We start from the raw sequence: 22,449 nt of genomic DNA on the forward strand, positions 1-22,449 counted from the left end.
GGCGGGGGAGCGGCGGTCAGTCGAGGCCGCGGCGGGCCAGCAGCGGCCCGATGCCCGGCTCGCGCCCGCGGAAGTTGCGGAAGGCGGTCAGCGGGTCGATGCTGCCGCCCCTGGAGAGCAGCTCGCGGCGGAAGTGGTCGCCGTTCGCCCTGGTCAGGCCGCCGTTCTCCTTGAACCACTCCACGCTCTCCGCGTCGAGCACCTCGCTCCAGATGTAGGAGTAGTAGCCGGCGCTGTAGCCGCCCGAGAAGATGTGGGCGAAGTAGTTCGTCCGGTAACGCGGGCGCACGAGCCGCACGTCGATCCCGGCCGCCTCCAGGGCCCGCTGCTCGAACGCCTGCGCGTCGGCCACCTGCTCGCCGGGCGCCAGCCGGTGCCAGGCCCAGTCGAGCAGCGTGGCCGCCAGGTACTCCACCGTCGCGAAGCCCTGGTTGAACTTCTCGGCCGCGTTGAGCTTGTCCACCAGCTCGGCGGGCATCGGCTCGCCCGTCTCGTGGTGCTTGGCGTAGTTGGCCAGGACCTCCGGCCAGGTCACCCACATCTCGTTGACCTGCGAGGGGTACTCGACGAAGTCGCGCGGCACGCTGGTGCCCGACACGCGCGGGAAGCGCACCTGCGAGAACAGCCCGTGCAGCGCGTGGCCGAACTCGTGGAAGGCGGTGTTCACCTCGTCGTACGTCAGCAGCGTCGGCCCCGAGGCCGGCTTGGTGATGTTGAGGTTGTTCATGACCACCGGCAGCTCGCCGAACAGGTGCGACTGGTCGACCAGGTTGTTCATCCACGCCCCGCCGCGCTTGTTCGCCCTGGCGTAGGGGTCGAGCAGGAACAGGCCGAGCGCGCCGCCGTCCTCGTCGAACACCTCGAAGACGGTCACGTCGGGGTGGTAGCCGCGCAGGTCGGGCCGCTCGGTGAAGGTGATGCCGTAGAGCTTGGTGGCGGCGAAGAAGACGCCGTCCCTGATGACCCGGTTCAGCTCGAAGTAGGGGCGCATGGCGTCGGCGTCGAAGTCGTAGCGGGCCAGCCGCACCTTCTCCGAGTAGTACGACCAGTCCCACGGCTCGATCTCGAACCCGGCCTGCTCGGTCAGCGCCTCGGCCTCCTTGCCGGCGTTGCGCACCGCCGGGCCGACGAGCTGGCCGAGCATCTCCTCGACCGCCTCGACGGTCTTGGCCGTCTGGTCGGCCACCGAGTAGGCGGCGTGGTCGGGGAAGCCGAGCAGCGCGGCCCGCTCGGCCCGCAGCGTGGCCATCCTGGCGGCCCGGCCGAAGTTGCCGGGGGCGCGGCCGACGCTCCGCTCGTACAGGCGGCGGCGCACGTCCCGGTCGGTGAGCTGGGCCAGGCCGGGCTGGTTGGTGAAGTTCAGCAGCGGCAGGACGTACGTGCCGTCGTCCTGGCGCAGGGACTCGATCCTCGCCTCGTCGAAGCCGTCGAGCTCCTTGGGGTCGGTGAGGACCAGGGCCTCCTCGGTGGACGCCTTGAGCAGGGTCTGCGCGAACTCGGTCGACAGCTTCGACAGCTCGCCGTTGAGCTCGCGCAGCCGGTCCTGCTCCGGCTCCGACAGGTCGGCGCCGGCCCGGACGAAGTCCTCCCGGTACTTCTCCAGCAGCCACGCCTCCTCGGCGTCGGACGTGCCGACCTGCTTGATCCGCGCCCACAGCGCCCGGTTGAGGCGGATCGCGTCGTTGTGCGCGGTCAGCTTCGGGGAGATCTCCTTCTCGATCTCCATGATCCCGTCGCTGGAGTTGGACGCGGCCATGCTGAAGAAGACCGTGGCCGTGCGGTCGAGGATCCGCCCCGAACGCTCCAGGGCCGCGATCGTGTTGTCGAAGGTGGGCGGCTCGGTGTTGTTCGCGATCGCGTCGACCTCGGCCAGGTGCTCGGCCATGCCGCGCTCGAACGCGGGCAGGTAGTGCTCCTCGCGGACGTCCGCGAACGGCGGCAGCTGGTACGGCAGGCTACTAGGGGCGAAGAACGGGTTCTCGGCCAACGCTTGGGCTCCTCCACGTGGTGTTTTGTCCTCTTCAGCTTGGCACGTCAGAGCCCGTGCCGCAGGCGGCCGGACGCCGCTTCGGCAATCGTTTTGGTCTTACCCCCCGAGCTGGGCTATTCTTTCGGACGTCGCCAAGCGCGCTCCGAGAAGGGGTTCGCAGCGGTGGGGTATGGTGTAATTGGCAGCACGACTGATTCTGGTTCAGTTAGTCTAGGTTCGAGTCCTGGTACCCCAGCAAGTCAACGAAACGGATATCTCTCTGAGAGACATCCGTTTTTTCGTGTCGGCGGTCAGTCGGATCGCCAGGCCGTCCAGGATCTCGCTGATCCTCCGGCGGTCCGCGACCGTGTTGCCCGGGGTGGCCACGGCCGCCTTCCTGATCAGATGGTCCCGTGTGCCTGATGTGCGTCCGCGCGTCCGCGTCGGACACGCCGACGTCCCCAGGACGGCCCTGACCCTGTCGTACGCGGACGAAGTCGTCATGCTGGACATCCGTGTGACGGCGGGTGCGGTTTCGTTCCGCAGGAGGCTGTTGAGGGCTTCGGGGCGGAAGGCGTGCCCGGAGGCCGGCGGGCTGGACGGAGATCGCGGGCGAGGCGGCCGACGTCATGCCCGCGCTCGACGTGGGGCCGGCCGGTTGCACGCCCGCCGGGAGGAGCCGGCACGTGCGGTGCGGGCCACGAATGAGCGGTGCGGGTCGCGTACGAGCGGTGCGGGCCGCGTACGAGGGGAGGCCGCGCCCCCGTGGCCTTCCGTCGCGGGCTGCTCGGCGGGAGGTCGCGCCGCCGTCGTGGCCTTCCGTTGCCGGGTGCTCGGCGGGTAGCCTCCCTCGCCTCATGGAGGAATTCCGCATGCGCGAGGGCGGCCTCGCTCGTTTCGTCGCGCCGTTCGCCGCGCCGCTGGCGCTCTTCTTCGCCGTCTGCCTGCTGCTCGGGGCCGTCTTCACCGGCAGCTCGGCGCTGGGCGTCCTGGTCGGCGCGCTCGCCACGGCGGCGCTGACCGGCGTGCTCGTCGTCAAGCACCGCCGTCTGGTCGCGGGCACGGTGGTGCGCTTCTCGCCGGAGGGCGTGGAGCTGGCCGACGCCCGGGGCTTCCAGGTGCGCCTGCGCTGGCCCGACATCACCCGGATCGGCGTGGTGGACACCCAGCCGGCCGACCCGCGGCTCCTTGGCCGGTCCGGCGGCGTACGCGTACGCGTCCAGGCGCTGCGGTCGGTGGGGCTGGTCGGGTGGGGCGAACGCGCGCTCCCGCCGCAGGCGCCGCGGTGGATGCGCGAGCGCCTGGCTCGGGTGCCCGCCGACCCCGTCACCGGACGGCCCGAGGTCGCGATCCCGCTCGGCGAGATCGACCCGCTGTGGGAACGGGGGCCGATGGGCGACTGGGTCCGCCGCCACAGGCCCGATCTCATGCGCTGATAAGCGGTTTGGTTGTGGTCTGCGGGGTGCGGTAGAGTTACCTGCGTCGCCGGGGAGACCCGGCACACCAGCTTGTGGACAAGGTCCCGTCGTCTAGTGGCCCAGGACGCCGCCCTCTCAAGGCGGTAGCGCCGGTTCGAATCCGGTCGGGACTACCACGATCACAAGCTGTGCGAAGGTCCCGTCGTCTAGTGGCCCAGGACGCCGCCCTCTCAAGGCGGTAGCGCCGGTTCGAATCCGGTCGGGACTACGTTCACCCAAACGCTCCGGTGCGTCAAGCATCGGGGCGTTTTTCGCGTTCTACGGGCTGCCGCGGCCGAGAATGGCCTGCGCACGGAACAGGGCCCCGCGCGGTTCGCGCGGGGCCCTGGCCGGGGTGCGATCAGGCCGAGGAGCGGGCCTTGAACAGGGCGCGGCGGGCCGCCTTGGCGATCTGCTTGTCGGGGTGGACCTGGGAGATCAGATCCAGCAGCTCCTCGACGTGCGCGTGCGGGATCTTCCAGATCACCTCGAGAAGCCCGCTGACCATGTCGGGCCCGATGTCCTGCAAACTGCTGACGAACTCCGAACGCCCCAGCCCGGCCGAGATCGTCCACATGTCGAGGATCAGCCAGTGGGTGTCGTCCTGGGTGGGCTCGGGCGCCCCCTCGACCCCGAGCTGGCTCAGGTGCGTCGCCGCGTACGGCCGCAGGGACGGCTGCTTGAGCGCCGCCTGCCAGGCTGGGACGGCGGCCTCGCCCAGCGTGCCCACCACGCTGGCCGCCTGCACCCGGATCAGGGCGTCGCTCTCGTCCTCGGCCGCCGCTTCGAGCAGCTCCTCGGCGGCCTTGGCCGGCTCCCTGAGCCGCATCCAGGCGGCGAACTCGGCGTCGGCCTCGTCCTCGGGCAGCTCGGCGCTCAGCGCGAGCAGCTCGTGGGCGCTCATCGACTCGATCGCGGGCCGGGCGTCGACCTCGATGTCGGCGTCGTCCACCAGGTGGACGACGCCCTCGGTGCCCAGCGGGGTGAGGCGCACGGTCGTGCCCTCGACCTCGACCATGCCGTAGCCGGTCAGCCAGTCGATGGCGGGGGCCAGCGGGTCGCCGGCCGCCTCCCAGGCGTCGCCGCCCAGCTCGTCGAGGTCGGCGGCGGCCTCGGCCAGGTCGCGGGCCAGGTCGTCGCGCTCGCGCGAGCCGCCGGCCAGCAGCAGCCTGACCAGCAGGCCCCGGGTGAGGCCGGCCAGCGCCATCGTCAGGTCGTCGTCGTCGAGCTCGGGGTCGCCGTAGTCGACCGAGTGCAGGCCGAGCATCCAGGCGTCGAGGACGTCCTCGTCGTCGTCGAACGGCCACTCGGAGGTGTCGTCCTGGACGGCCACGGTGTTGCCCTCGCCCGGTTCGAGGAACTCCAGGTCGACGGCGAGGTTCCAGATGTTCCAGAGTTGCGGGACCGCCTCGGCCACCGGGCCGTCGGTCTCGGGCCTGGGCAGGCCGACGGCGGCCAGCGCCTCCTCCACCTCGGCGTCGGTGAGCAGGGTGTCCTCGCCGACGCGGCGGCCGGAGCCGACCCACAGCGCCAGGTCGCGGGCCTTGGCGACCAGCGGGGCCTGGCGGGCGGCCGCGGCCAGCTCGGAGTCGGGGCGCAGCCTGATCGTGTCGAGCTCGGCCAGCTCGTCGGCGAACGCCTCGAAGTCGCCGAGGTCGCCGGTCTCGTCCTCCTCGTCGTCACCCGCGCCGTCGTCGTCGAGCAGGTCTTCCATGAGTTCGACGAACTCGTCCTCGACGTCGTCGAGCTCGGCCTGCAGGTCGGCGAGGGAGTCGGAGCCCTTGGCGAGCCTGCCGGTCTGGGAGAGGAACGTCAGGTACGCGTCGACGGCGGGCAGCATGCCGTCGGCGGCGGCGTCGGGATCCTCCACGACCTTCGGCATGCGGTCGAGCAGCAGGTTGCGCAGGTCGGCACGCTTCCACGTGCCGAGGTCCTGCGAGAAGGCGAGACGGTGCCAGAGTGCGGCAGGCCCCACGAGCTCGGGGTCGCTGTCGGGCGCGTTGGAACGCGCCCACATGATGAACTCTTCGAGCAGGGGTCGCAGCTCAGTGGCGGCTACCTCGATGCGATCTGTCACGCACTCAGGCTAGTGCGCCCGCGAGGCAGTCGGCCCCCGAAATACGAGCTTTCGCCGATCATGACGTGCGGCGCATGGCCTCGGTGATGCGTTCGGCGGCCGCCATGACGGGCACGGCGTGCAACCGGCCGGGCGCCCGGGTGAGCCGCTCGATGGGCCCGGAGACCGAGACGGACGCGATCACCTTGCCTCCGCTGCCCCTTATGGGGGCGGACACGCTGGCCACGCCCTGCTCGCGCTCGCCGACGCTGTGGGCCCACCCGCGGCGGCGCACGGAGGCGAGGGTGGCGGCGGTGAACTTGGCGCCGCGCAGGCCCCTGTGCAGCCGGTCGGGCTCCTCCCAGGCCAGCAGGATCTGGGCCGCCGAGCCCGCCGTCATGGGCAGCGCCGAGCCAACCGGGACGGTGTCGCGCAGGCCGCTGGCCCGCTCGGCCGCCGCCACGCACACCCGTTCGTCACCCTGGCGCCGGTAGAGTTGCGCGCTCTCGCCGGTCAGGTCGCGCAGCTGCATCAGCACGGGCGAGGCCACCGCGAGCAGCCGGTCCTCGCCGGCCGCCGTGGACAACTCCGCGAGCCGCGGCCCGAGCACGAATCTGCCCTGGGTGTCGCGGCTCACGATGCGGTGGTGCTCAAGTGCGACGGCCAGCCGGTGGGCCGTGGGGCGGGCCAGGCCGGTGGCCTGGACGAGCTGAGCCAGGGAAGCGGGACCCGCTTCGAGGGCATTGAGTACAAGAACGGCCTTGTCGAGTACTCCGACTCCGCTAGAGTTGTCCATACACCGATACTGCCGTCTCGACATATGAGAAAGCAAGTCGGAGGCAATCTCAAGGAGGAGATCATGGGCCGCACACTGGCCGAGAAGGTCTGGGAGCAGCACGTCGTCCGCCGTGCGGAGGGCGAACCCGACCTGCTCTACATCGACCTGCACCTCATTCACGAGGTGACCAGTCCGCAGGCGTTCGACGGGCTCCGTCTCGCCGGCCGGAAGGTGCGCAGGCCCGATCTCACCATCGCCACCGAGGACCACAACGTCCCGACCGTGCTCGGCCCGATCTCCGACCCCGTCTCCAAGGCCCAGGTCGAGACGCTGCGCAAGAACGCCGCCGAGTTCGGCATCAGGCTGCACCCGATGGGCGACGCCGGCCAGGGCGTGGTGCACATCATCGGCCCGCAGTTCGGCCTGACCCAGCCGGGCATGACGATCGTGTGCGGCGACTCCCACACCTCCACCCACGGCGCCTTCGGCGGCATCGCGTTCGGCATCGGCACCTCCGAGGTCGAGCACGTGCTGGCCACCCAGACGCTGCCCGCCTACCGGCCGAAGACGATGGCCATCGAGGTCTCGGGCGAGCTGCCCGCCGGCGTCACGGCCAAAGACCTGATCCTGGCGATCATCGCCAAGATCGGCACCGGCGGCGGCCAGGGCTACATCGTCGAGTACCGCGGCGAGGCCGTGCGCAAGCTCTCCATGGAGGGCCGCATGACCGTCTGCAACATGTCCATCGAGGCGGGCGCCCGCGCCGGCGTGATCGCCCCGGACGAGACCACGTTCGCCTACCTCAAGGGCCGCCCGCACGCCCCCGAGGGCGAGCTGTGGGACCAGGCCGTCGAGTACTGGAAGTCGCTGCGCACCGACGACGACGCCGTGTTCGACAAGGTCGTGGAGATCGACGCCTCGACGCTGACCCCGTACGTCACGTGGGGCACCAACCCCGGCCAGGGCCTGCCGCTGGGCGAGTCCGTGCCGAGCCCCGACAGCTTCGCCGACCCGGTCGAGCGCTCGGCCGCCGAGCGCGCGCTGGAGTACATGGGCCTGACCGCGGGCACGCCGCTGCGCGAGATCGAGGTCGACACCGTGTTCGTCGGCTCGTGCACCAACGGCCGCATCGAGGACCTGCGCTCGGCCGCCGAGATCCTGCGCGGCCGCCAGGTCCGCACCCGCACGCTGATCGTGCCCGGGTCGATGCTGGTCAAGCTCCAGGCCGAGCAGGAGGGCCTGCACGAGGTGTTCAAGGCCGCCGGCGCCGAGTGGCGCGAGGCCGGCTGCTCGATGTGCCTGGGCATGAACCCCGACACGCTCAAGCCCGGCGAGCGCAGCGCCTCCACCTCCAACCGCAACTTCGAGGGCCGCCAGGGCAAGGGCGGCCGCACCCACCTGGTGTCGCCGCAGGTCGCCGCCGCGACCGCGGTCACCGGCCGCCTGACCGCCCCCGCCGACCTGTAAGGGAGAACCAGACCGATGGACGCCTTCACCACCCACACCGGTACGGCGGTGCCGCTGCGCCGCAGCAACGTCGACACCGACCAGATCATCCCGGCCGTCTGGCTCAAGCAGGTCAGCCGCACCGGCTTCGAGAAGGGCCTGTTCGCCGCCTGGCGCGAGGACCCGACGTTCGTCCTGAACGACCCCTCCTACGAGGGCGGCTCGATCCTGGTCTCCGGCCCCGACTTCGGCACCGGCTCCTCCCGCGAGCACGCCGTGTGGGCCCTGCAGCAGTACGGCTTCCGCGCCGTGATCGCCGCCCGGTTCGGCGACATCTTCCGCAACAACTCCACCAAGATGGGCCTGCTGCCGGTCGTCCTGCCCGCCGAGAAGGTGGAGGCCCTGCAGGCGGCCGTCGAGGCCGACCCGAAGCTGCAGGTGACCGTCGACCTGCTGGAACGCCAGGTCCGCTGGGCCGATGAGGTCGTGCCGTTCGAGATCGACGACTACACCCGCTGGCGCCTCACCGAGGGCCTGGACGACATCGGCCTGACCCTGCGTCACGCCGACGACGTGGCCGCGTACGAGAATGGTCGGCAGCCATGGCTGCCGACGACCGTCTAGAGGACGACGAACTGGCGCGGCGGTTGCGCGAGGCGCACCGCCGCGTCCGCCTGCTCCCCGCCGCCGACAAGGAACGGGCGGCCCGCCGATACCTGTCCATCTGCGATCTCGCCAAGCGCGATCCGGAAAGGGCGGCCGCCCGGCTCGACGCCTTTCTGGGCGCTCTCGACACGCCACGCGAGGGGGAAAACACGCAGGGTGATTGAGTTCCCCCGCGATCCCGCCTACTTTCGAGCGCGTAAGGGGTTTCTACGTCGAACTCGAGAGCTGGAACCCCGAGCCGTCACTGGGGGAGCAGGACTTTCATGAACAAGCGAGAGCTCGTCGACGCCATCACCGATCGGGTGGGCGACAAAAGGACGGCCACCGAGGCCGTCAACGCGGTCATCGAGGCCATCCAGAAGGCCGTGGCGAGCGGGGACAAGGTCTCCATCACGGGCTTCGGCGCGTTCGAGATGGTGAACAAGCCCGCCCGCACTGCCAGGAACCCGTCGACCGGCGCCGAGATCAAGGTCGCCGAGAGCTGGGCGCCCAAGTTCCGTCCCGGCTCCGAATTCAAGGACCTGGTGAACGAGGGCGGCAAGCAGGTCGGCAAGAAGAAATAGTCTCAGCGGACATCACGCCCGGGCGGCCCACGCCCGGGCGTTCGCTGTTTTCCGGGACCGCGTCGTCATTCGGGCGCGGGAATGGGGAACGTCGACAGCGTGATGTAGGTGATCTGCCCGCCGTCGGTCGCCAGGTTCACCCGCTGCCCCGTGCGCAGCAGCAGCAGCGGCCCCGCGTCGAAGGCGCGCGTGCCGAACTCCAGCACCGTCCCGTCGTCGAGGAAGACCGAGCCGGAACGGGTGACCTCGTCGAAGCTGCGTACCGTCGCCTGCACGCCCTCCAGCCTAAGCCGACCGCCGCCCGGCGGGCGAGAGGCGGCCCGCGGGGTCACGCCCCCGGCCACAGGTCGGCGACCACCGCCGCCGTGTGCCGCCCCAGGCCCAGGGCGAGCGCCGCGCGCAGGTCGTCGGGGGTGTCCACGTCCCGCCGCAGCGAGTCGATGCCCGGCACGCACAGCTCCTTCGCGCCGCCGGCCAGGTGCCTGGCCCGCGACTCGCCGCCGAACCGCGGCGTGAACGGCCGCCCGGCGAGCACGCCGTAGAACGTCGTGCCGACCTCCTGGGCGTCCGGCACGAACGACTGGTCGAACTCGGCCGCCGCGGCCAGCGCCGTCGCCAGCTCCGCCGGTCGCAGGGCCGGCAGATCGGCCTGGAGGGCGCCCACCGCCTCGCCGGGCGCGACGCGTACGGCATGGGCCGCGCCCGTGCGCAACGCGGTGTTGAGCCCGCGGTCGGGATCGTGCACCACCTGCGCGCCCAGCGCCCCCAGCGGCCCCGCCGCGGCCGGATCGGCGGTCACCACGATCACCCGCGCCACCGCCGGGCAGGCCAGCGCCGCGGCCACGGTGTCGCAGGCCACGGCCACGGCCAGCCGCGTACGGTGGGGACCCGTCGCGGCCGCCAGCCGGGTCTTCGCCGCGACCAGCGTCTTCACCGGAATGACCAGAGACCAGCGGTTGCTCATAGGCTTAAGCATCTCGCCTCGACATCCCACGCGGCCAACCGGGAGACTTGGGGCGCAAACCGTACGGGTTGGAGGAGACCATGAGCCGCCCCACGCGACCTTCGCGTTTCTGGGAGTCATTCGCCGTAGCGGTGGTGAAGCCGCTGTCGTGGCTCCTGGTCAAGAAGGACTGGCGCAACGGCGAGCGCCTTCCGCGCACCGGCGGCATCATCATCGCGGCCAACCACCTGTCCTGGAGCGATCCCGTCCTGCTGTCGCACTTCCTGTTCAACAACGGGCGCTGGCCGGTCATCCTGGCCAAGGCCGCGCTGTTCAAGGTGCCCTTCCTGGGCCGGGCGCTCAACGGCCTGCTGGTCATCCCGGTCGAGCGGGGCAGCAGCGAGGCGGCCAGGTCGCTCAGCTCGTCGGCCCAGCGGCTGCGCGACGGCGCGGCCATCCTGTTCTACCCCGAGGGCACCTGCACCCGCGATCCCGAGCTGTGGCCCATGGTGGGCAAGACCGGCGCCGCCCGGCTGGCGCTGGAGAGCGGCGCGCAGGTCATCCCCATCGCCCACTGGGGCGCCCACGAGCTGCTCCCGTACGGCGCCAAGAGACCCAGGCTGTTCCCGCGCAAGACCTTCCACGTCACCGTCGGCCCGCCGGTCGACCTGTCCAAGTACGAGGGGCAGCCCCTGCGCGCGAGCGTGCTGCGCGAGGCGACCGCCGACATCATGGCCGCCATCACCGAGCAGCTGACCGAGCTGCGCGGCGAGAAGGCCCCGGAAACTCCCTACGATCCCGCCAGGCGGTGATGGCATGACAAAGGCAGCCGTTCTCGGCACGGGCTCGTGGGGCACCACGTTCGCCATGGTCCTCGCCGAGGCGGGCAACGAGGTCACGCTGTGGGGGCGCAGGCCGGAGCTGGTCGAGGCGATCGACAAGGACCACGCCAACCCCGACTACCTGCCCGGCGTGCGGCTGCCCGAGGCGCTGCGCGCCACCACCGACCCCGTGCGCGCGCTCGACGGCGCCGACTTCGTGGTGCTGGCCGTGCCCTCGCAGATGTTGCGGCCGAACCTGACCGCCTGGCGCGAGCACATCCCGCCGGACGCGGTCCTGGTCAGCCTCATGAAGGGCGTCGAGCTGGGCACGACCAAGCGCATGAGCGAGGTGATCCGCGAGGTCGCCGAGGTGCCCGAGGAGCGGGTCGCGGTGGTGTCCGGGCCCAACCTGGCCAAGGAGATCGCCCACCGCCAGCCCGCCGCCACGGTCGTCGCCTGCACCGACGAGTCGGTCGCCGAACGCCTCCAGGCCGCCTGCCACCTGCCGCCGTGGTTCCGGCCGTACACCAACACCGACGTGGTCGGGGTCGAGCTGGGCGGCGCGGTGAAGAACGTGATCGCGCTGGCCGTGGGCGTCTCGGCGGGCATGGGCATGGGCGACAACGTCAGCGCCATGCTCATCACCAGGGGCCTGGCCGAGATCTCCCGCCTGGGCGCCGCGCTCGGGGCCGACCCCCACACCTTCGCCGGGCTGGCCGGCATGGGCGACCTGGTGGCCACCTGCACCTCGCCGCTGTCGCGCAACCGCACCTTCGGCGAGAACCTGGGCCGCGGCATGACCCTCGCCGAGGTCGTCGCCGCCACCAAGCAGACCGCCGAGGGCGTGAAGTCCTGCGAGTCCGTCCTCGAGCTGGCCAGGAAGCACGACGTCGAGATGCCGATCACCGAGGTGGTCGTCGGGGTCGTGCACGACGGCATGTCGCCGTCGGAGGCGGGCATGCTGCTCATGTCCCGCTCGCCCAAACCCGAACGGTACGGCTTGTGAATCCGGACGCCACCGCGTGCTCGACTCGCTGTCAGGGGGACACCCCGGTAGATTCGGACGTCATGAGCAAGCCACGCGTCGCCGTCGTTTTCGGAGGTCGCAATTCTGAGCATGCCGTGTCCCTCATGGGCGCGGGCAGCGTGCTGGATGTGATCGACAGGAGTAAGTACGAGGTGATCCCGGTCGGGATCGCCCAGGACGGCAGGTGGGTGCTCGCCGCGTCCGACCAGCGGTTCGCCATCGAGGGCGGGGAACTGCCCGCGGTCGACACCTCGGGAGCCGCGCTCGCGCTGCCCAGCGGCGGCGCCGGGCTGGTGGCCTACGACCCGGGCAGCATCCCGGTCGAGCTCGGCACGGTCGACGTCGTCTTCCCCGTCATGCACGGCCCGTTCGCCGAGGACGGCACCATCCAGGGCCTGCTGGAGATGGCCGGCGTCCGGTACGTCGGCTCCGGCGTGCTGGCCAGCGCGGTCGGCATGGACAAGGCCCACATGAAGACCGTGATGGCCGCCGCCGGGCTGCCGATCGGCCGTTACGTCGTCGTCCGCGACCGCGACTGGCGGCTCAACCGCGAGTGCGTGCTGAAGGAGGCCGAGGAGCTCGGCTTCCCGGTGTTCGTCAAGCCCGCCAGGGCCGGCTCCTCGCAGGGCATCTCCAAGGCCCACGACCGCGCCGAGCTGGAGGCGGCCGTCGAGTCGGCCCGGCTGCACGACCCCAAGGTGCTGATCGAGGCCGCGATCGAGGGCCGCGAGATCGAGTGCGCGGTGCTGGAGTCGCTCGGCGACGAGCCCGCCGCCGCGTCGATCCCGGGCGAGGTCAAGGTCGAGGGCGGCCAGGAGTTCTTCGACTTCGAGGCCAAGTACTATCCCGACCAGATGTCGCTCACCGTGCCCGCCGACATCCCGGCCGAGACCGCGGAGGAGCTGCGGGCGATGGCCGTGCGGGCCTTCGAGGCGCTCGACTGCGAGGGCCTGTCCAGGGTCGACTTCTTCTACACGCCCGACGGCCGGCTGGTCTTCAACGAGATCAACACGATGCCCGGGTTCACCTCGTTGTCGGTCGCGCCGCAGCTCTGGGCGGCCTCGGGACTGTCCTACCCGCAGCTTGTCGACCGGCTGATCCAGCTCGCGCTGTCGCGCTCACCCGGACTGCGTTGACACGGCCCGCCCGATCGGCCCCGACAGCTCGGCCAGCACGTCGGACGCCGTGTGGTCGCCGCCGACCGTGACCTCCACGTACGTGGGCGCGGCCACCGCGGTGAACAGGATGGGCTTGTCCGGATCGGCGAACCAGCCCACCCCGTCGATCTCCTGGAGCTGGTCGGTCGGCGCCATCCGGGCAGGCCGCGGCACGCCGCAGCGCAACGCGATGGACGCCTCCCCCCAGACCGCCACGTACGGCGAGGCCGGCTCCGAGGTGCCGCGCTCGGCGCCGTCGAGCGTCTTGGGCAGCAGGGACGCGAGCCGGTCACAGGCCGCCGCCGCCTCCCCCGCAGGCTTGGGCGGATCGACCTGCACCACGCCGCCGCAGCCGGCGAGTGCGAGAAGAAGGAGCAGGACGGCGGCGGCGCGCATGGAACCCGGACCTCGAATGTGTCAGATATGAACGATCGGACACGTAAGAGTACGCGTGATCCCCTCCACCGCCTGAATCTGCGCCACGACGAGCTTGCCGAGCTCGTCGACGTTGCGCGCCTCAGCGCGGACGATCACGTCGTAGGGCCCCGTCACGTCTTCCGCCTGGGTGACCCCCGGAATTCCGGAGATCTCCTCGGCAACGGCGGCGGCCTTGCCGACCTCGGTCTGAATAAGGATGTAGGCCTGCACCATCACGTCCTCCCGGGCGATTGGATCACGCCGAAGGGCCACCGTACCCTGTGAGCGTCAGGAGGTGCGTCATCACAGTCGGAGATCTCGGCGAATTCGGTGTCGTCAATCGTATTGCCGGACGTCTGCCCCAGGGAGAGGGGGTCATGCTCGGCCCGGGTGACGACGCCGCCATGGTCGCCGCGCCCGACGGGCGGGTGGTCGTCTCGACCGATCTGCTGGTCGAGCGCAGGCACTTCCGGCTCGACTGGTCCGGCGGGCGCGACGTGGGCCGCAAGGCCGCCGCCCAGAACCTGGCCGACATCGCCGCCATGGGGGCCGTCCCGACGTCCATCGTGGTCGGGCTCGGCATCCCCGCCGAGCTGCCGGTGGCCTGGCTCGACGCCCTGACCGACGGGTTCCGCGAGGAGTGCGCGGTGGTCGGCGCGAGCGTGGTCGGCGGCGACATCACCCGGTCCGACCTGGTGGTCATCGGGGTGACCGCGCTGGGCGACCTGCGCGGGCGGGCGCCGGTGACGCGGTCCGGGGCGCGGCCGGGGCACGTGGTGGCCGTGGCCGGGCGGCTGGGGTACGCCGCCGCGGGGCTGGCGCTGCTGGCCGCCGGGGTCGCCGCGGGTTCCGGCGTGCTGGCGGAGGCGGTGACCGCCCACCGGCGGCCGTGCCCGCCGTACGCGGAGGGGCCGCGGGCGGCCGCGCTGGGCGCGAGCGCGATGCTCGACGTCAGCGACGGCCTGGTGCAGGACCTCGGGCACGTGGCCGCGGCCAGTGGCGTACGCGTCGAGCTCGATCCCGGGTCGTTCGCCGTGGGGGAGCCGGTGGCGGCGGCGGCCGGGGAGCTGGGGCAGGATCCGCTCGAATGGGTGCTCACGGGTGGCGAGGATCACGCGCTCGCCGCGGTCTTCCCTCCTGACGTACGGCTGCCGCCGTCGTGGCAGGTCGTCGGCCGGGTGGTCGAGGGCGAGGGTGTCCTGGTGCACGGCCGCCAGGTGGGACAGGGCGGTTGGGATCACTTTCGGTGATGACTTGTCCCGATTTACGTGAAATTTTGCCGGTTTAGGGTAGGACTAGCGGGATTGTTGTGACAAGGACGTAGTAAAGGTGTTATGAAGATTGGCGGCCACTGTAACCGCGAGAAAGGGCAGCCATGGGCCGCCACGGCACCGGTGGATCCGACGATGGGGATGAACGGGGGAACGGCAGCGCTTTCTGGGGTCCCGACGAGCCGGCCGAGGCGCCGGGCTGGCCGGCGTTGCCGGACCAGGTCGAGGTGACGGGGCAGTGGGCCCCGATGCCGCGCCGCGAGGACGGCCCGCCGCAGCGCGGCAGGCAGCCCGAGCCGTTCGAGACCACGGGGGCCTTCGCCGTGCCCGCCGACGCCGCCCCGAAGGTCCCGTCGTCCGACGCCCCCTCCGGCCCCTTTCCGCCGCCGAACGGCCCCCAGTTCTCCGGGTCCCCCTACCCTGAGCCCAACGGGGCCGGGCCGTTCGAGGTGACGGGCGCGTTCGCCCGTCCGGCCGACTGGGACGCCGTCGGCCCCTCTGCCCAGCCCGACGCCACGTCCGCCTTCGGACCGCCGCCGAGCTTCGACGCCTCCGGCCGCACCACGGGCCCCTTCGACGCCCCCCGGCGCAACACCGGCCCGTTCGACGCGCAGGAACCGGGCGGCACGGCCAGGTTCGACGTGCCGGGTCCTGGTGGCACCGCCAGGTTCGACGTGCCGGAGTCCGGGAGCACCGCCAGGTTCGACGTGCCCGCCGGGTCCGACACCGCCTTCCACGGCAGGCCGCCGGAGCCCGGTGACGTGAAGGTGGCCGGGGAGCCGACCGCCGCGCACACGCCCGCCTGGGCGGAGGCCGAGACCGGCTTCCTGCGTTCGGGCTGGTCCTCCGACCAGGACCTCGACGACCTGGACGAGTCCGACGAGTCCCGTGGCCGTCGCCGCGGCGGCCGGCGCAAGTCGTCCGGTGGCGGTGGCGACGACGACGGCCTGAACGCGCCCGCCGGCGGCGGCAGCGGCAAGGGCAGGGCCCGCATGGCGCTGCTGTCGGTCGCCGCCGTGGCCGTCGTGCTCGGCGGCACGGTCGCCGGGGTGAAGCTCATGAGCTCCTCCGGCGACTCCGGCAAGTGCGCGGGCGCGAGCTGCGCCGCCGTCCACACCAGCACCAGCCCCTCGACCGCCGCGGTCTCCGACCCCGGCACGGAGGAGGAAGAGCCCTCCGAGGAGCCGACGGAGGACGAGGAGTCGAGCACGCCCTCCGGCGCCCCGACCACCACCGCCCCCACGGTCGGCAACCGCGCCCCGCGCCGCAGCACGGCCCCCACCCCCACGCCCACCAGGACGCGGACGAAGGCCTCGGCCAAGCCGACGCGGCAGCCGGAGCCGCCGCCCCAGGAGACGATCTCCGAGGCCCCGACCGACGACGGCACGCCGCTGGGCAACTCCGACACCGGCGTCGTCCCCACGGTGGGCAGCAGCCCCGCCCCCGCGGCCACCTCCACCTCCGGGAACGGCGCCAGCGGCGGCTCGGTCAACGTGCGGCAGACGGTCAAGCAGCGGCTCGCCTCCTACTCGGCCACGCTGCGCGTCACCAACCAGTCGCCGGCCCCGCTGGCGAACGCCACCTTCTCCGTCCCGGTCGAGGGCCGCGTCACGGACGTGAACGGCGGCTCCTGGACCCAGGACGGCGACCTGCTGATCATCGACCTGTCGGGCTCGCTGGCCGCCGGGGACTCGGTGGACGTGACGTACTCGGCGACGGGCAAGGCGCAGGAGCCCGGCGCGTGCGGGCTGGTCGGCGGGGAGTGCGCGATCGGCTGAGTGCCTGGCGAGTGCCGGTCGAGTGGTTGGATGGGGTTCATGACGACCCCTCCACGTGTGCTGACCGTCGCGGGCTCCGATTCCGGAGGCGGCGCGGGCATCCAGGCCGACCTGAAGACCATGATGGCGATGGGCGTGCACGGCATGAGCGTGATCGCCGCCGTCACGGCCCAGAACTCGCTGGGCGTCCAGGGCTACTGGGAGCTGCCGCCCGAGGCCGTGCGGGCGCAGCTCGACTCCGTGCTGGGCGACATCGGGGCGCAGGCCGTCAAGACCGGCATGCTGGCCTCGCCGGTGCTGGTGGAGACGGTGGCCGAGGTGCTGGCGGCCTATGACGCGCCGGTGGTGGTCGATCCCGTCGGGGTGTCCAAGCACGGCGACTCGCTGCTCGCCCCCGAGGCCGTCGACACGCTGCGCACGCGCCTGCTGCCCGTGGCCACGGTCGTGACGCCGAACCTGTGGGAGGTGGAGCAGCTCACCTCCGTCAAGGTCGAGGACGAGGACGATCTGCGCCGGGCCGCCGACGCCGTGCTCGCGCTGGGCCCGTCCTGGGCCCTCATCAAGGGCGGCCATCTGCCCGGCGCCCCCGTCGACCTCCTGACCGACGGCACGACCGAGCACCGCTTCGCCGCCGAACGCCTCGACAACCGGCACACCCACGGCACGGGCTGCACCCTCGCCTCGGCCCTGGCCTCCCGGCTCGCGCTCGGCGACGACGTCCCGACGGCCGTGGGGAGGGCCAAGGAGTACGTGACGGGCGCGATCGCCCGCGGCTTCCCCCTGGGCTCCGGCATCGGCCCGGTGGACCACGCCTGGCGCTGGCGCTGACCGCGCCTATCTGAGCCCGCCCCCCGAGCGGGGCTGCGGGCACGACGAAAGCCCGTCGCTCCCATGATCAGGAGCGACGGGCTTCGCGAAAGACGAGAACTAGCGGGTGACCTTGCCCGCCTTGATGCACGACGTGCACACGTTCAGCTTCTTCGGCGTGCCGCCGACGACCGCGCGGACCGTCTGGATGTTGGGGTTCCAACGACGACGGGTACGGCGGTGCGAGTGGGACACGTTGTTGCCGAAGGTCGGCCCCTTGCGGCAGACATCGCAGACGGAAGCCACGGTATCGCTCCTTAAAACAGTCGATGTAGCCCTGTCCGCTGATGCTTTCCGGGCGGAGGGCATGCCGGGACAACCGGCCAGCCAGACGAGAATATCTGATCCACACCATTGGGCGCGAACCAGAGCACTGGACGGTGGCCGGTGCGGGGATATTCTCCTCCAACAAGGTAGCGCATGCGGGGAGGTCGAAGGAGCGCAGATGAAGGCCCTCGACCCGCCCGCGGTGCGCCGCTGGGCCCGCCTGGCCGCCGACGCCCTCGGCCGGGCGAGACCGGAGATCGACGCACTCAACGTGTTCCCCGTGGCCGACGGCGACACCGGCACGAACCTGCACCTCACCATGCTGTCGGCGGCCGAGGCCGTCGAGTCCCTGCCCGACGACGTCGACGCGGCCGTGGTGTGGCAGACGCTCGCCTACGGGGCGCTGGTCGGGGCGCACGGCAACTCGGGGGTCATCGTCAGCCAGGCGCTGCGCGGGCTGGCCGAGGTGCTCAAGGACGGTTCCGACCTGCGGGCCGGCCTGCTCAGGGCGGCCACGCTGGCCAGGCAGGCCGTGGCCAGGCCGGTCGAGGGCACCGTGCTGACCGTGCTGGAGTCGGCCGCCCGGGCCGCCCAGGACGCCGACGGCGACGCGTGCGAGGTGGCGCGGCAGGCGGCGCGGGAGGCACGGGCGGCGGTGCGCCGCACGCCGGGGCAGCTCGACGTGCTGGCCCGCAGCGGGGTCGTGGACGCGGGCGGCGCGGGGGCGGCGATCGTGCTGGAGACCCTGGCCGCCGTGCTCACCGACTCCTACAGCGACCATTACGACGTGCCGGCGCCGACCGGACGGGTCACGCCGATGACCGAGGTGGGCGCCGGCTACGAGGTGATGTACCTGCTGGACGCCGACGAGCGCGCGGTGGCCGGGCTGCGCGACGAGCTCGACGCCATGGGCGAGTCGCTGGTCGTGGTGGGCGGCGAGGGCCTGTGGAACGTGCACGTGCACGTGGCCGACGCGGGGGCGGCCGTGGAGGCGGGGCTGCGGGCGGGGCGTCCGCACCGGGTCAGGATCACCTACCTGGCCGAGCGCACGCACCGGGGCAGGGCGGGCAGGGGCGTGGTGGCGGTGGCGGCCGGCGACGGGATCGCGGCCCTGTTCGAGGAGAGCGGCGCGGTCGTGGTGCGCCGCGATCCCGGCACCCGGCCCGCGCTGCCGGAGCTGCTGGCCGCGATCAGGCAGGCGGGCGCCGAGGTGGCCGTGCTGCCGAACGACGAGGGCGTGCTCGCGGTCGCCGTCGCGGCGGCGGAGATCGCCCGCGAGGACGGCGTGGTCGTCAGCGTCCTGCCGACCAGGGCGACCGTGCAGGGGTTGTCGGCGCTGGCCGTGCACGACCCGCTGCGCCGGTTCGACGACGACGTGGTCGCCATGACGGACGCCGCCGGCCACACCAGGTACGGACATCTGGCGGTGGCGGACAGGGAGGCGTTCACCAGCGCGGGCGTGTGCCGGCCGGGCGACGTGCTGGGCCTGATCGACGGGGACGTGGCGGTGATCGGCGGCGACCTGGAGCGCGTGGCCAGGCTGATCATCGACAGGATGGTGGCCGGCGGCGGCGAGCTGGTGACCCTGGTCACCGGCTCCGGCCTGCCCGAACGGCTGGCCGTCCGGCTGGAGGACCACCTGCGGCGCACGCGGCCGGACGTCGACCTGGTCGTCTACGACGGCGAGCAGGGCGGCTACCCGCTGCTGATCGGCGTCGAGTAGCGGCGCGGCCCCTTCCGCGGGCGGCTCGGGGCCCGGCACGGGCCCGCTCCGGGGCCCGGTGCGGGATTCCTGTCGGCCGCAGGCGGTAGAACTGGATCCCGTGAGCCGTTTCGACGAGCCCCTGACCAAAGCGCTCGACCCGAAGACCGCCAAGCTGCTGCACAGCGTGCTCGGCCTGGAGACGGTCGGCGACCTGCTGCGCCACTACCCGCGCCGCTACGCCGAGCGCGGCGAGCTGACCTCGCTCGACGCCCTGGAGGTCGACGAGCACGTCACCGTGGTCGGCGAGGTGACCAGGCTGATGCGCAAGCCCATGCGCAACCGCGGCGGCACGTGGCTGGAGGCCGAGGTCGTCGACGGCAACGGCAACCGCATCTACCTGGCGTTCTTCGGCAAGGGCTCCCATGTGGCCGAGTCGCGGCTCAAGCCGGGGCGGCGCGGCATGTTCGCCGGCAAGGTGGGCCTGTTCGGGGCGCGCTCCAAGCCGCGCTGGCAGCTCTCGCACCCCGAGTTCGAGCTGTTCGAGGAGGAGGCCGAGGCGAGCGCCGAGGAGTTCGCGTCCGCGCCGGTGCCGATCTACCCGGCGGGCAAGGACGTGACGCCGTGGGCGATCCGCCGGGCGGTCGGCGTGGTGCTCGACACGCTGGGCCCGCTCGACGACCCGCTGCCCGCCGACCTGCGGGCCAGGCACGGCCTCCAGCCGCTCGCCGACGCGCTGATGGCCATCCACCGGCCCAAAGACCTCGCCGAGGTGGGCCGGGCGCGCAAGCGGCTGAAGTTCGACGAGGCGTTCGTGCTGCAGGCGGTGCTGCTCCAGCGCCGCCAGGCGGCCACGGCCTGGCCGGCCAAGCCGCGTCCGAGGCGTTCCGACGGCATGCTGGCCGACTTCGACGGGCGGCTGCCGTTCTCGCTCACCGAGGGGCAGGCGCAGGTGGGGGAGGAGATCGCGGCCGACCTGGCGCTGGAGCACCCGATGCACCGGCTGCTGCAGGGCGAGGTGGGCGCGGGCAAGACCGTCGTGGCGCTGCGCGCGATGCTCCAGGTGGTCGACGCGGGCGGCCAGGCCGCGCTGCTGGCCCCGACGGAGGTGCTGGCCCAGCAGCACCACCGCTCGATCACCAACATGCTGGGCGAGCTGGCCCAGGGCGGCATGTTCGGCGGCACGGCCGTCACGCTGCTGACGGGCTCGATGGGCGCGGCGGCGCGGCGCGCGGCGCTGCTCGACGCGGCCTCGGGCACGGCGGGCATCGTGGTCGGCACGCACGCCCTGCTCCAGGAGCACGTGCAGTTCGCCGACCTGGGGCTGGTCGTGGTCGACGAGCAGCACCGCTTCGGCGTGGAGCAGCGTGACGCGTTGCGCGAGAAGGCGGGCGGGGGCCGTCCGCACGTGCTGGTGATGACCGCGACCCCGATCCCGCGCACGGTCGCCATGACGGTCTTCGGCGACCTTGAGGTCTCGACGCTGTCGCAGCTCCCGTCGGGGCGCGCGCCCATCACCACGCACGTCGTGCCGGCCGCCGAGAAGCCCCACTATCTGGAACGCACCTGGCAGCGGGTGCGCGAGGAGGTGGAGCTGGGCAGGCAGGCGTACATCGTGTGCCCGCGGATCGGCGACCTGGAGGGCGACGAGGGCGACCTGGCGGCGGCCGGGGGCGACGACGACCGCCGTCCGCCGCTGGCCGTGCTGGAGGTCGCCGAGCTGCTCACCCAGGGCCCGTTCCAGGACCTGCGGGTCGGCACCCTGCACGGCAAGCTCCCGCCGGAGGAGAAGGACGCGATCATGCGGTCCTTCACCAGGGGCGAGCTCGACGTGCTGATCGCCACCACCGTCATCGAGGTGGGCGTCGACGTGCCCAACTCCTCGGTGATGATCATCATGGACGCCGACCGGTTCGGCGTCTCCCAGCTCCACCAGTTGCGCGGGCGGGTGGGCCGGGGCGGCCTGCCCGGCCTGTGCCTGCTGGTCTCCGACTTCCCCGAGGGCACCCCGGCCCGCGCCCGCCTCGACGCGGTGGCCGCCACGCTCGACGGCTTCGAGCTGTCCCGCGTCGACCTGGAGCAGCGCCGCGAGGGCGACGTCCTGGGGGCGGCCCAGTCGGGCAAGCGCAGCTCGCTGAAGCTCCTGCAGCTCCTGAGAGACGAAGACGTCATCACAACAGCGCGGGACGAAGCCGCAAAGCTCCTGTCGGACGACCCCGAACTGGCCCACCATGAGGGCTTGCGCGCCGAGATAGCCCGCCTCCTGGAGGACGAGAAGGCGGAATACTTGGAGAAGACGTGAAGGCCCGGCAGAACCACGGAGCCGGTCAACGAAGGCTCGCGTGACGGCGGCGAGCCGGTGAAGGGTCAGAGGCCGTTACATGGAGGGCCATCAGCCGGAGTAAGGCGGGTGGGAAGACCACGCGAAGCCGTAAAAAAGAAGAAGTCAAAGGCCCAGCCGCGGGGACGGCCTCCCCCCGAATGCCGTCCCCGGCTGGGCCCACCCTCGGGTCAGGTGCCGAGGGAACCGGCGTGCGGAAGGGCTCACGATCACGCCGGTCGGCCTTCATGTGGGTCACCTTGAAGGCCGCAGACTCATCATGCGGGCCGATCCGGCCGATGTGAATCACCCTTGCGCAGTCGAGGCCGACACTTGTCCACTCTTGACCTGGGCGAACATGCGGAACAATGGGCCTTATGACTCGGATCATCGCGGGGAGCGCGGGTGGGCGGCGGTTGGCCGTGCCGCCGGGGCGGGGCACGAGGCCGACCAGCGACAGGGCCAGGGAAGGCATCTTCTTGACCCTCGACTCCCTGTACGGCCTGCGCGAGGCCCGCGTGCTCGACCTGTACGCCGGTTCCGGCGCCGTGGGCCTGGAGTCGCTGTCCAGGGGCGCGGCCCACGCGCTGCTCGTCGAGTCCGACGCCAAGGCGATCCGGACGATCAGGGCCAACATCCAGTCGCTCGGCCTGGAAGGCGCCGAGCTGGTGGCCGACAAGGTCGAGCGGGTCCTGGCCAGGCCGCCGGAGGAGCCGTACGACATCGTCTTCGCCGATCCGCCGTACGCGCTGGGTGACGGCGAGGTCACGCGGGTCCTGGAGCTGCTGCGCGACAACGGGTGGCTGGTGGGGGAGGGGCTTGTGGCATTCGAGCGGGAAACGAGGGGAAAGTCCTTGATGTGGCCGGAAGGTTATGTTGAGGAGAGGGTCCGTAGATACGGCGAAGCATCCGTTTGGTACGGTCGCGCCGCCGGGAACCCGTAG

General features: G+C 72.0%; 22 protein-coding genes and 3 tRNA genes. 17 read left to right on the plus strand and 8 right to left on the minus strand.

The window, feature by feature from the left end:
• Positions 1–16 precede the first annotated feature (16 nt).
• Positions 17–1,987: a M3 family metallopeptidase gene (locus tag AB0J76_RS32190; protein WP_352319065.1), complete on the minus strand. Its 1,971-nt coding sequence runs from the start codon at positions 1,985–1,987 to the stop codon at positions 17–19.
• 166 nt (positions 1,988–2,153) lie between these two features.
• Here AB0J76_RS32190 and AB0J76_RS32195 point away from each other — a divergent pair.
• The 4 genes from AB0J76_RS32195 to AB0J76_RS32210 all read left to right on the plus strand — a co-directional run bounded on the left by AB0J76_RS32195 (position 2,154) and on the right by AB0J76_RS32210 (position 3,655).
• A tRNA-Gln gene (locus AB0J76_RS32195) sits at positions 2,154–2,225 on the plus strand.
• A gap of 601 nt (positions 2,226–2,826) precedes the next feature.
• The gene (locus AB0J76_RS32200) at positions 2,827–3,405 is read left to right on the plus strand and encodes a hypothetical protein (protein WP_352319067.1); all 579 of its coding nucleotides are present in this window, start codon (positions 2,827–2,829) and stop codon (positions 3,403–3,405) included.
• An 82-nt stretch (positions 3,406–3,487) separates the two neighbouring features.
• A tRNA-Glu gene (locus AB0J76_RS32205) sits at positions 3,488–3,563 on the plus strand.
• 19 nt (positions 3,564–3,582) lie between these two features.
• Positions 3,583–3,655: transfer RNA gene (locus tag AB0J76_RS32210), tRNA-Glu, on the plus strand.
• 132 nt (positions 3,656–3,787) lie between these two features.
• Here AB0J76_RS32210 and AB0J76_RS32215 read toward each other — a convergent pair.
• Positions 3,788–5,503: a hypothetical protein gene (locus AB0J76_RS32215; RefSeq protein ID WP_352319069.1), complete on the minus strand. Its 1,716-nt coding sequence runs from the start codon at positions 5,501–5,503 to the stop codon at positions 3,788–3,790.
• Positions 5,504–5,561: 58 nt separating this feature from the next.
• The gene (locus AB0J76_RS32220; protein WP_352319070.1) at positions 5,562–6,278 is read right to left on the minus strand and encodes an IclR family transcriptional regulator; all 717 of its coding nucleotides are present in this window, start codon (positions 6,276–6,278) and stop codon (positions 5,562–5,564) included.
• Between the two features lie 63 nt (positions 6,279–6,341).
• Between AB0J76_RS32220 and leuC the strand changes: the two genes are divergently transcribed.
• The 4 genes from leuC (at position 6,342) to AB0J76_RS32240 (ending at position 8,935) form a co-directional block, all read left to right on the plus strand.
• Positions 6,342–7,727: a 3-isopropylmalate dehydratase large subunit gene (gene leuC, locus AB0J76_RS32225; RefSeq protein ID WP_352319072.1), complete on the plus strand. Its 1,386-nt coding sequence runs from the start codon at positions 6,342–6,344 to the stop codon at positions 7,725–7,727.
• A gap of 15 nt (positions 7,728–7,742) precedes the next feature.
• On the plus strand, positions 7,743–8,330 hold the full coding sequence (gene leuD / locus AB0J76_RS32230) for a 3-isopropylmalate dehydratase small subunit (protein WP_352352163.1): 588 nt from the start codon (positions 7,743–7,745) through the stop codon (positions 8,328–8,330).
• Entirely contained in the window at positions 8,309–8,536 is a 228-nt protein-coding gene (locus AB0J76_RS32235) for a hypothetical protein (protein WP_364391513.1), read from the plus strand. The genes leuD and AB0J76_RS32235 overlap by 22 nt, the downstream gene beginning before the upstream one ends.
• Before the next feature lie 99 nt (positions 8,537–8,635).
• On the plus strand, positions 8,636–8,935 hold the full coding sequence (locus AB0J76_RS32240; RefSeq protein WP_125637152.1) for an HU family DNA-binding protein: 300 nt from the start codon (positions 8,636–8,638) through the stop codon (positions 8,933–8,935).
• Positions 8,936–9,000: 65 nt separating this feature from the next.
• Here AB0J76_RS32240 and AB0J76_RS32245 read toward each other — a convergent pair whose 3' ends face one another.
• Both AB0J76_RS32245 and cofC read right to left on the minus strand, forming a co-directional pair.
• Positions 9,001–9,210 carry a hypothetical protein gene (locus AB0J76_RS32245; RefSeq protein ID WP_352324833.1) on the minus strand — a complete coding sequence of 70 codons (210 nt, stop codon included), beginning with the start codon at positions 9,208–9,210 and terminating at the stop codon, positions 9,001–9,003.
• Positions 9,211–9,263: 53 nt separating this feature from the next.
• The gene (cofC, locus tag AB0J76_RS32250; protein WP_352324832.1) at positions 9,264–9,899 is read right to left on the minus strand and encodes a 2-phospho-L-lactate guanylyltransferase; all 636 of its coding nucleotides are present in this window, start codon (positions 9,897–9,899) and stop codon (positions 9,264–9,266) included.
• Between the two features lie 80 nt (positions 9,900–9,979).
• Here cofC and AB0J76_RS32255 point away from each other — a divergent pair, with 80 nt between their 5' ends.
• From AB0J76_RS32255 to AB0J76_RS32265, 3 genes are all read left to right on the plus strand, one after another.
• The gene (locus tag AB0J76_RS32255; RefSeq protein WP_364391518.1) at positions 9,980–10,690 is read left to right on the plus strand and encodes a lysophospholipid acyltransferase family protein; all 711 of its coding nucleotides are present in this window, start codon (positions 9,980–9,982) and stop codon (positions 10,688–10,690) included.
• A gap of 4 nt (positions 10,691–10,694) precedes the next feature.
• On the plus strand, positions 10,695–11,705 hold the full coding sequence (locus tag AB0J76_RS32260) for an NAD(P)H-dependent glycerol-3-phosphate dehydrogenase (protein WP_352324830.1): 1,011 nt from the start codon (positions 10,695–10,697) through the stop codon (positions 11,703–11,705).
• A 62-nt stretch (positions 11,706–11,767) separates the two neighbouring features.
• On the plus strand, positions 11,768–12,862 hold the full coding sequence (locus AB0J76_RS32265; RefSeq protein WP_352324829.1) for a D-alanine--D-alanine ligase family protein: 1,095 nt from the start codon (positions 11,768–11,770) through the stop codon (positions 12,860–12,862).
• On the opposite strand, the gene AB0J76_RS32270 is transcribed toward AB0J76_RS32265, so the two are convergent.
• Together AB0J76_RS32270 and AB0J76_RS32275 are read right to left on the minus strand one after the other, a co-directional pair.
• Positions 12,845–13,279: a DUF3515 domain-containing protein gene (locus AB0J76_RS32270; RefSeq protein ID WP_352324828.1), complete on the minus strand. Its 435-nt coding sequence runs from the start codon at positions 13,277–13,279 to the stop codon at positions 12,845–12,847. The genes AB0J76_RS32265 and AB0J76_RS32270 overlap by 18 nt on opposite strands.
• 21 nt (positions 13,280–13,300) lie before the next feature.
• Positions 13,301–13,534, minus strand: coding sequence for an Lrp/AsnC ligand binding domain-containing protein (locus AB0J76_RS32275; RefSeq protein WP_125637145.1), 234 nt, complete (start codon positions 13,532–13,534; stop codon positions 13,301–13,303).
• Positions 13,535–13,581: 47 nt separating this feature from the next.
• Between AB0J76_RS32275 and AB0J76_RS32280 the strand changes: the two genes are divergently transcribed.
• From AB0J76_RS32280 to thiD, 3 genes are all read left to right on the plus strand, one after another.
• Positions 13,582–14,550: a thiamine-phosphate kinase gene (locus AB0J76_RS32280; protein WP_352324827.1), complete on the plus strand. Its 969-nt coding sequence runs from the start codon at positions 13,582–13,584 to the stop codon at positions 14,548–14,550.
• 230 nt (positions 14,551–14,780) lie between these two features.
• On the plus strand, positions 14,781–16,349 hold the full coding sequence (locus tag AB0J76_RS32285) for a hypothetical protein (RefSeq protein WP_364391523.1): 1,569 nt from the start codon (positions 14,781–14,783) through the stop codon (positions 16,347–16,349).
• A 30-nt stretch (positions 16,350–16,379) separates the two neighbouring features.
• Positions 16,380–17,177: a bifunctional hydroxymethylpyrimidine kinase/phosphomethylpyrimidine kinase gene (gene thiD / locus AB0J76_RS32290; RefSeq protein WP_352324825.1), complete on the plus strand. Its 798-nt coding sequence runs from the start codon at positions 16,380–16,382 to the stop codon at positions 17,175–17,177.
• 99 nt (positions 17,178–17,276) lie between these two features.
• On the opposite strand, the gene rpmB is transcribed toward thiD, so the two are convergent.
• On the minus strand, positions 17,277–17,462 hold the full coding sequence (gene rpmB / locus AB0J76_RS32295) for a 50S ribosomal protein L28 (protein ID WP_043618345.1): 186 nt from the start codon (positions 17,460–17,462) through the stop codon (positions 17,277–17,279).
• A gap of 199 nt (positions 17,463–17,661) precedes the next feature.
• Between rpmB and AB0J76_RS32300 the strand changes: the two genes are divergently transcribed.
• The 3 genes from AB0J76_RS32300 (at position 17,662) to rsmD (ending at position 22,449) form a co-directional block, all read left to right on the plus strand.
• Positions 17,662–19,206, plus strand: a complete 1,545-nt coding sequence (locus AB0J76_RS32300) for a DAK2 domain-containing protein (protein WP_352324824.1) — start codon at positions 17,662–17,664, stop codon at positions 19,204–19,206.
• A 100-nt stretch (positions 19,207–19,306) separates the two neighbouring features.
• Complete coding sequence (recG, locus tag AB0J76_RS32305) at positions 19,307–21,487, plus strand: ATP-dependent DNA helicase RecG (RefSeq protein ID WP_352324823.1); 2,181 nt, start codon at positions 19,307–19,309, stop codon at positions 21,485–21,487.
• A gap of 395 nt (positions 21,488–21,882) precedes the next feature.
• Positions 21,883–22,449, plus strand: a complete 567-nt coding sequence (rsmD, locus tag AB0J76_RS32310) for a 16S rRNA (guanine(966)-N(2))-methyltransferase RsmD (protein WP_352324822.1) — start codon at positions 21,883–21,885, stop codon at positions 22,447–22,449.

Source organism: Nonomuraea sp. NPDC049624 (assembly GCF_040675255.1).
In the GTDB taxonomy this organism is placed as follows: domain Bacteria; phylum Actinomycetota; class Actinomycetes; order Streptosporangiales; family Streptosporangiaceae; genus Nonomuraea.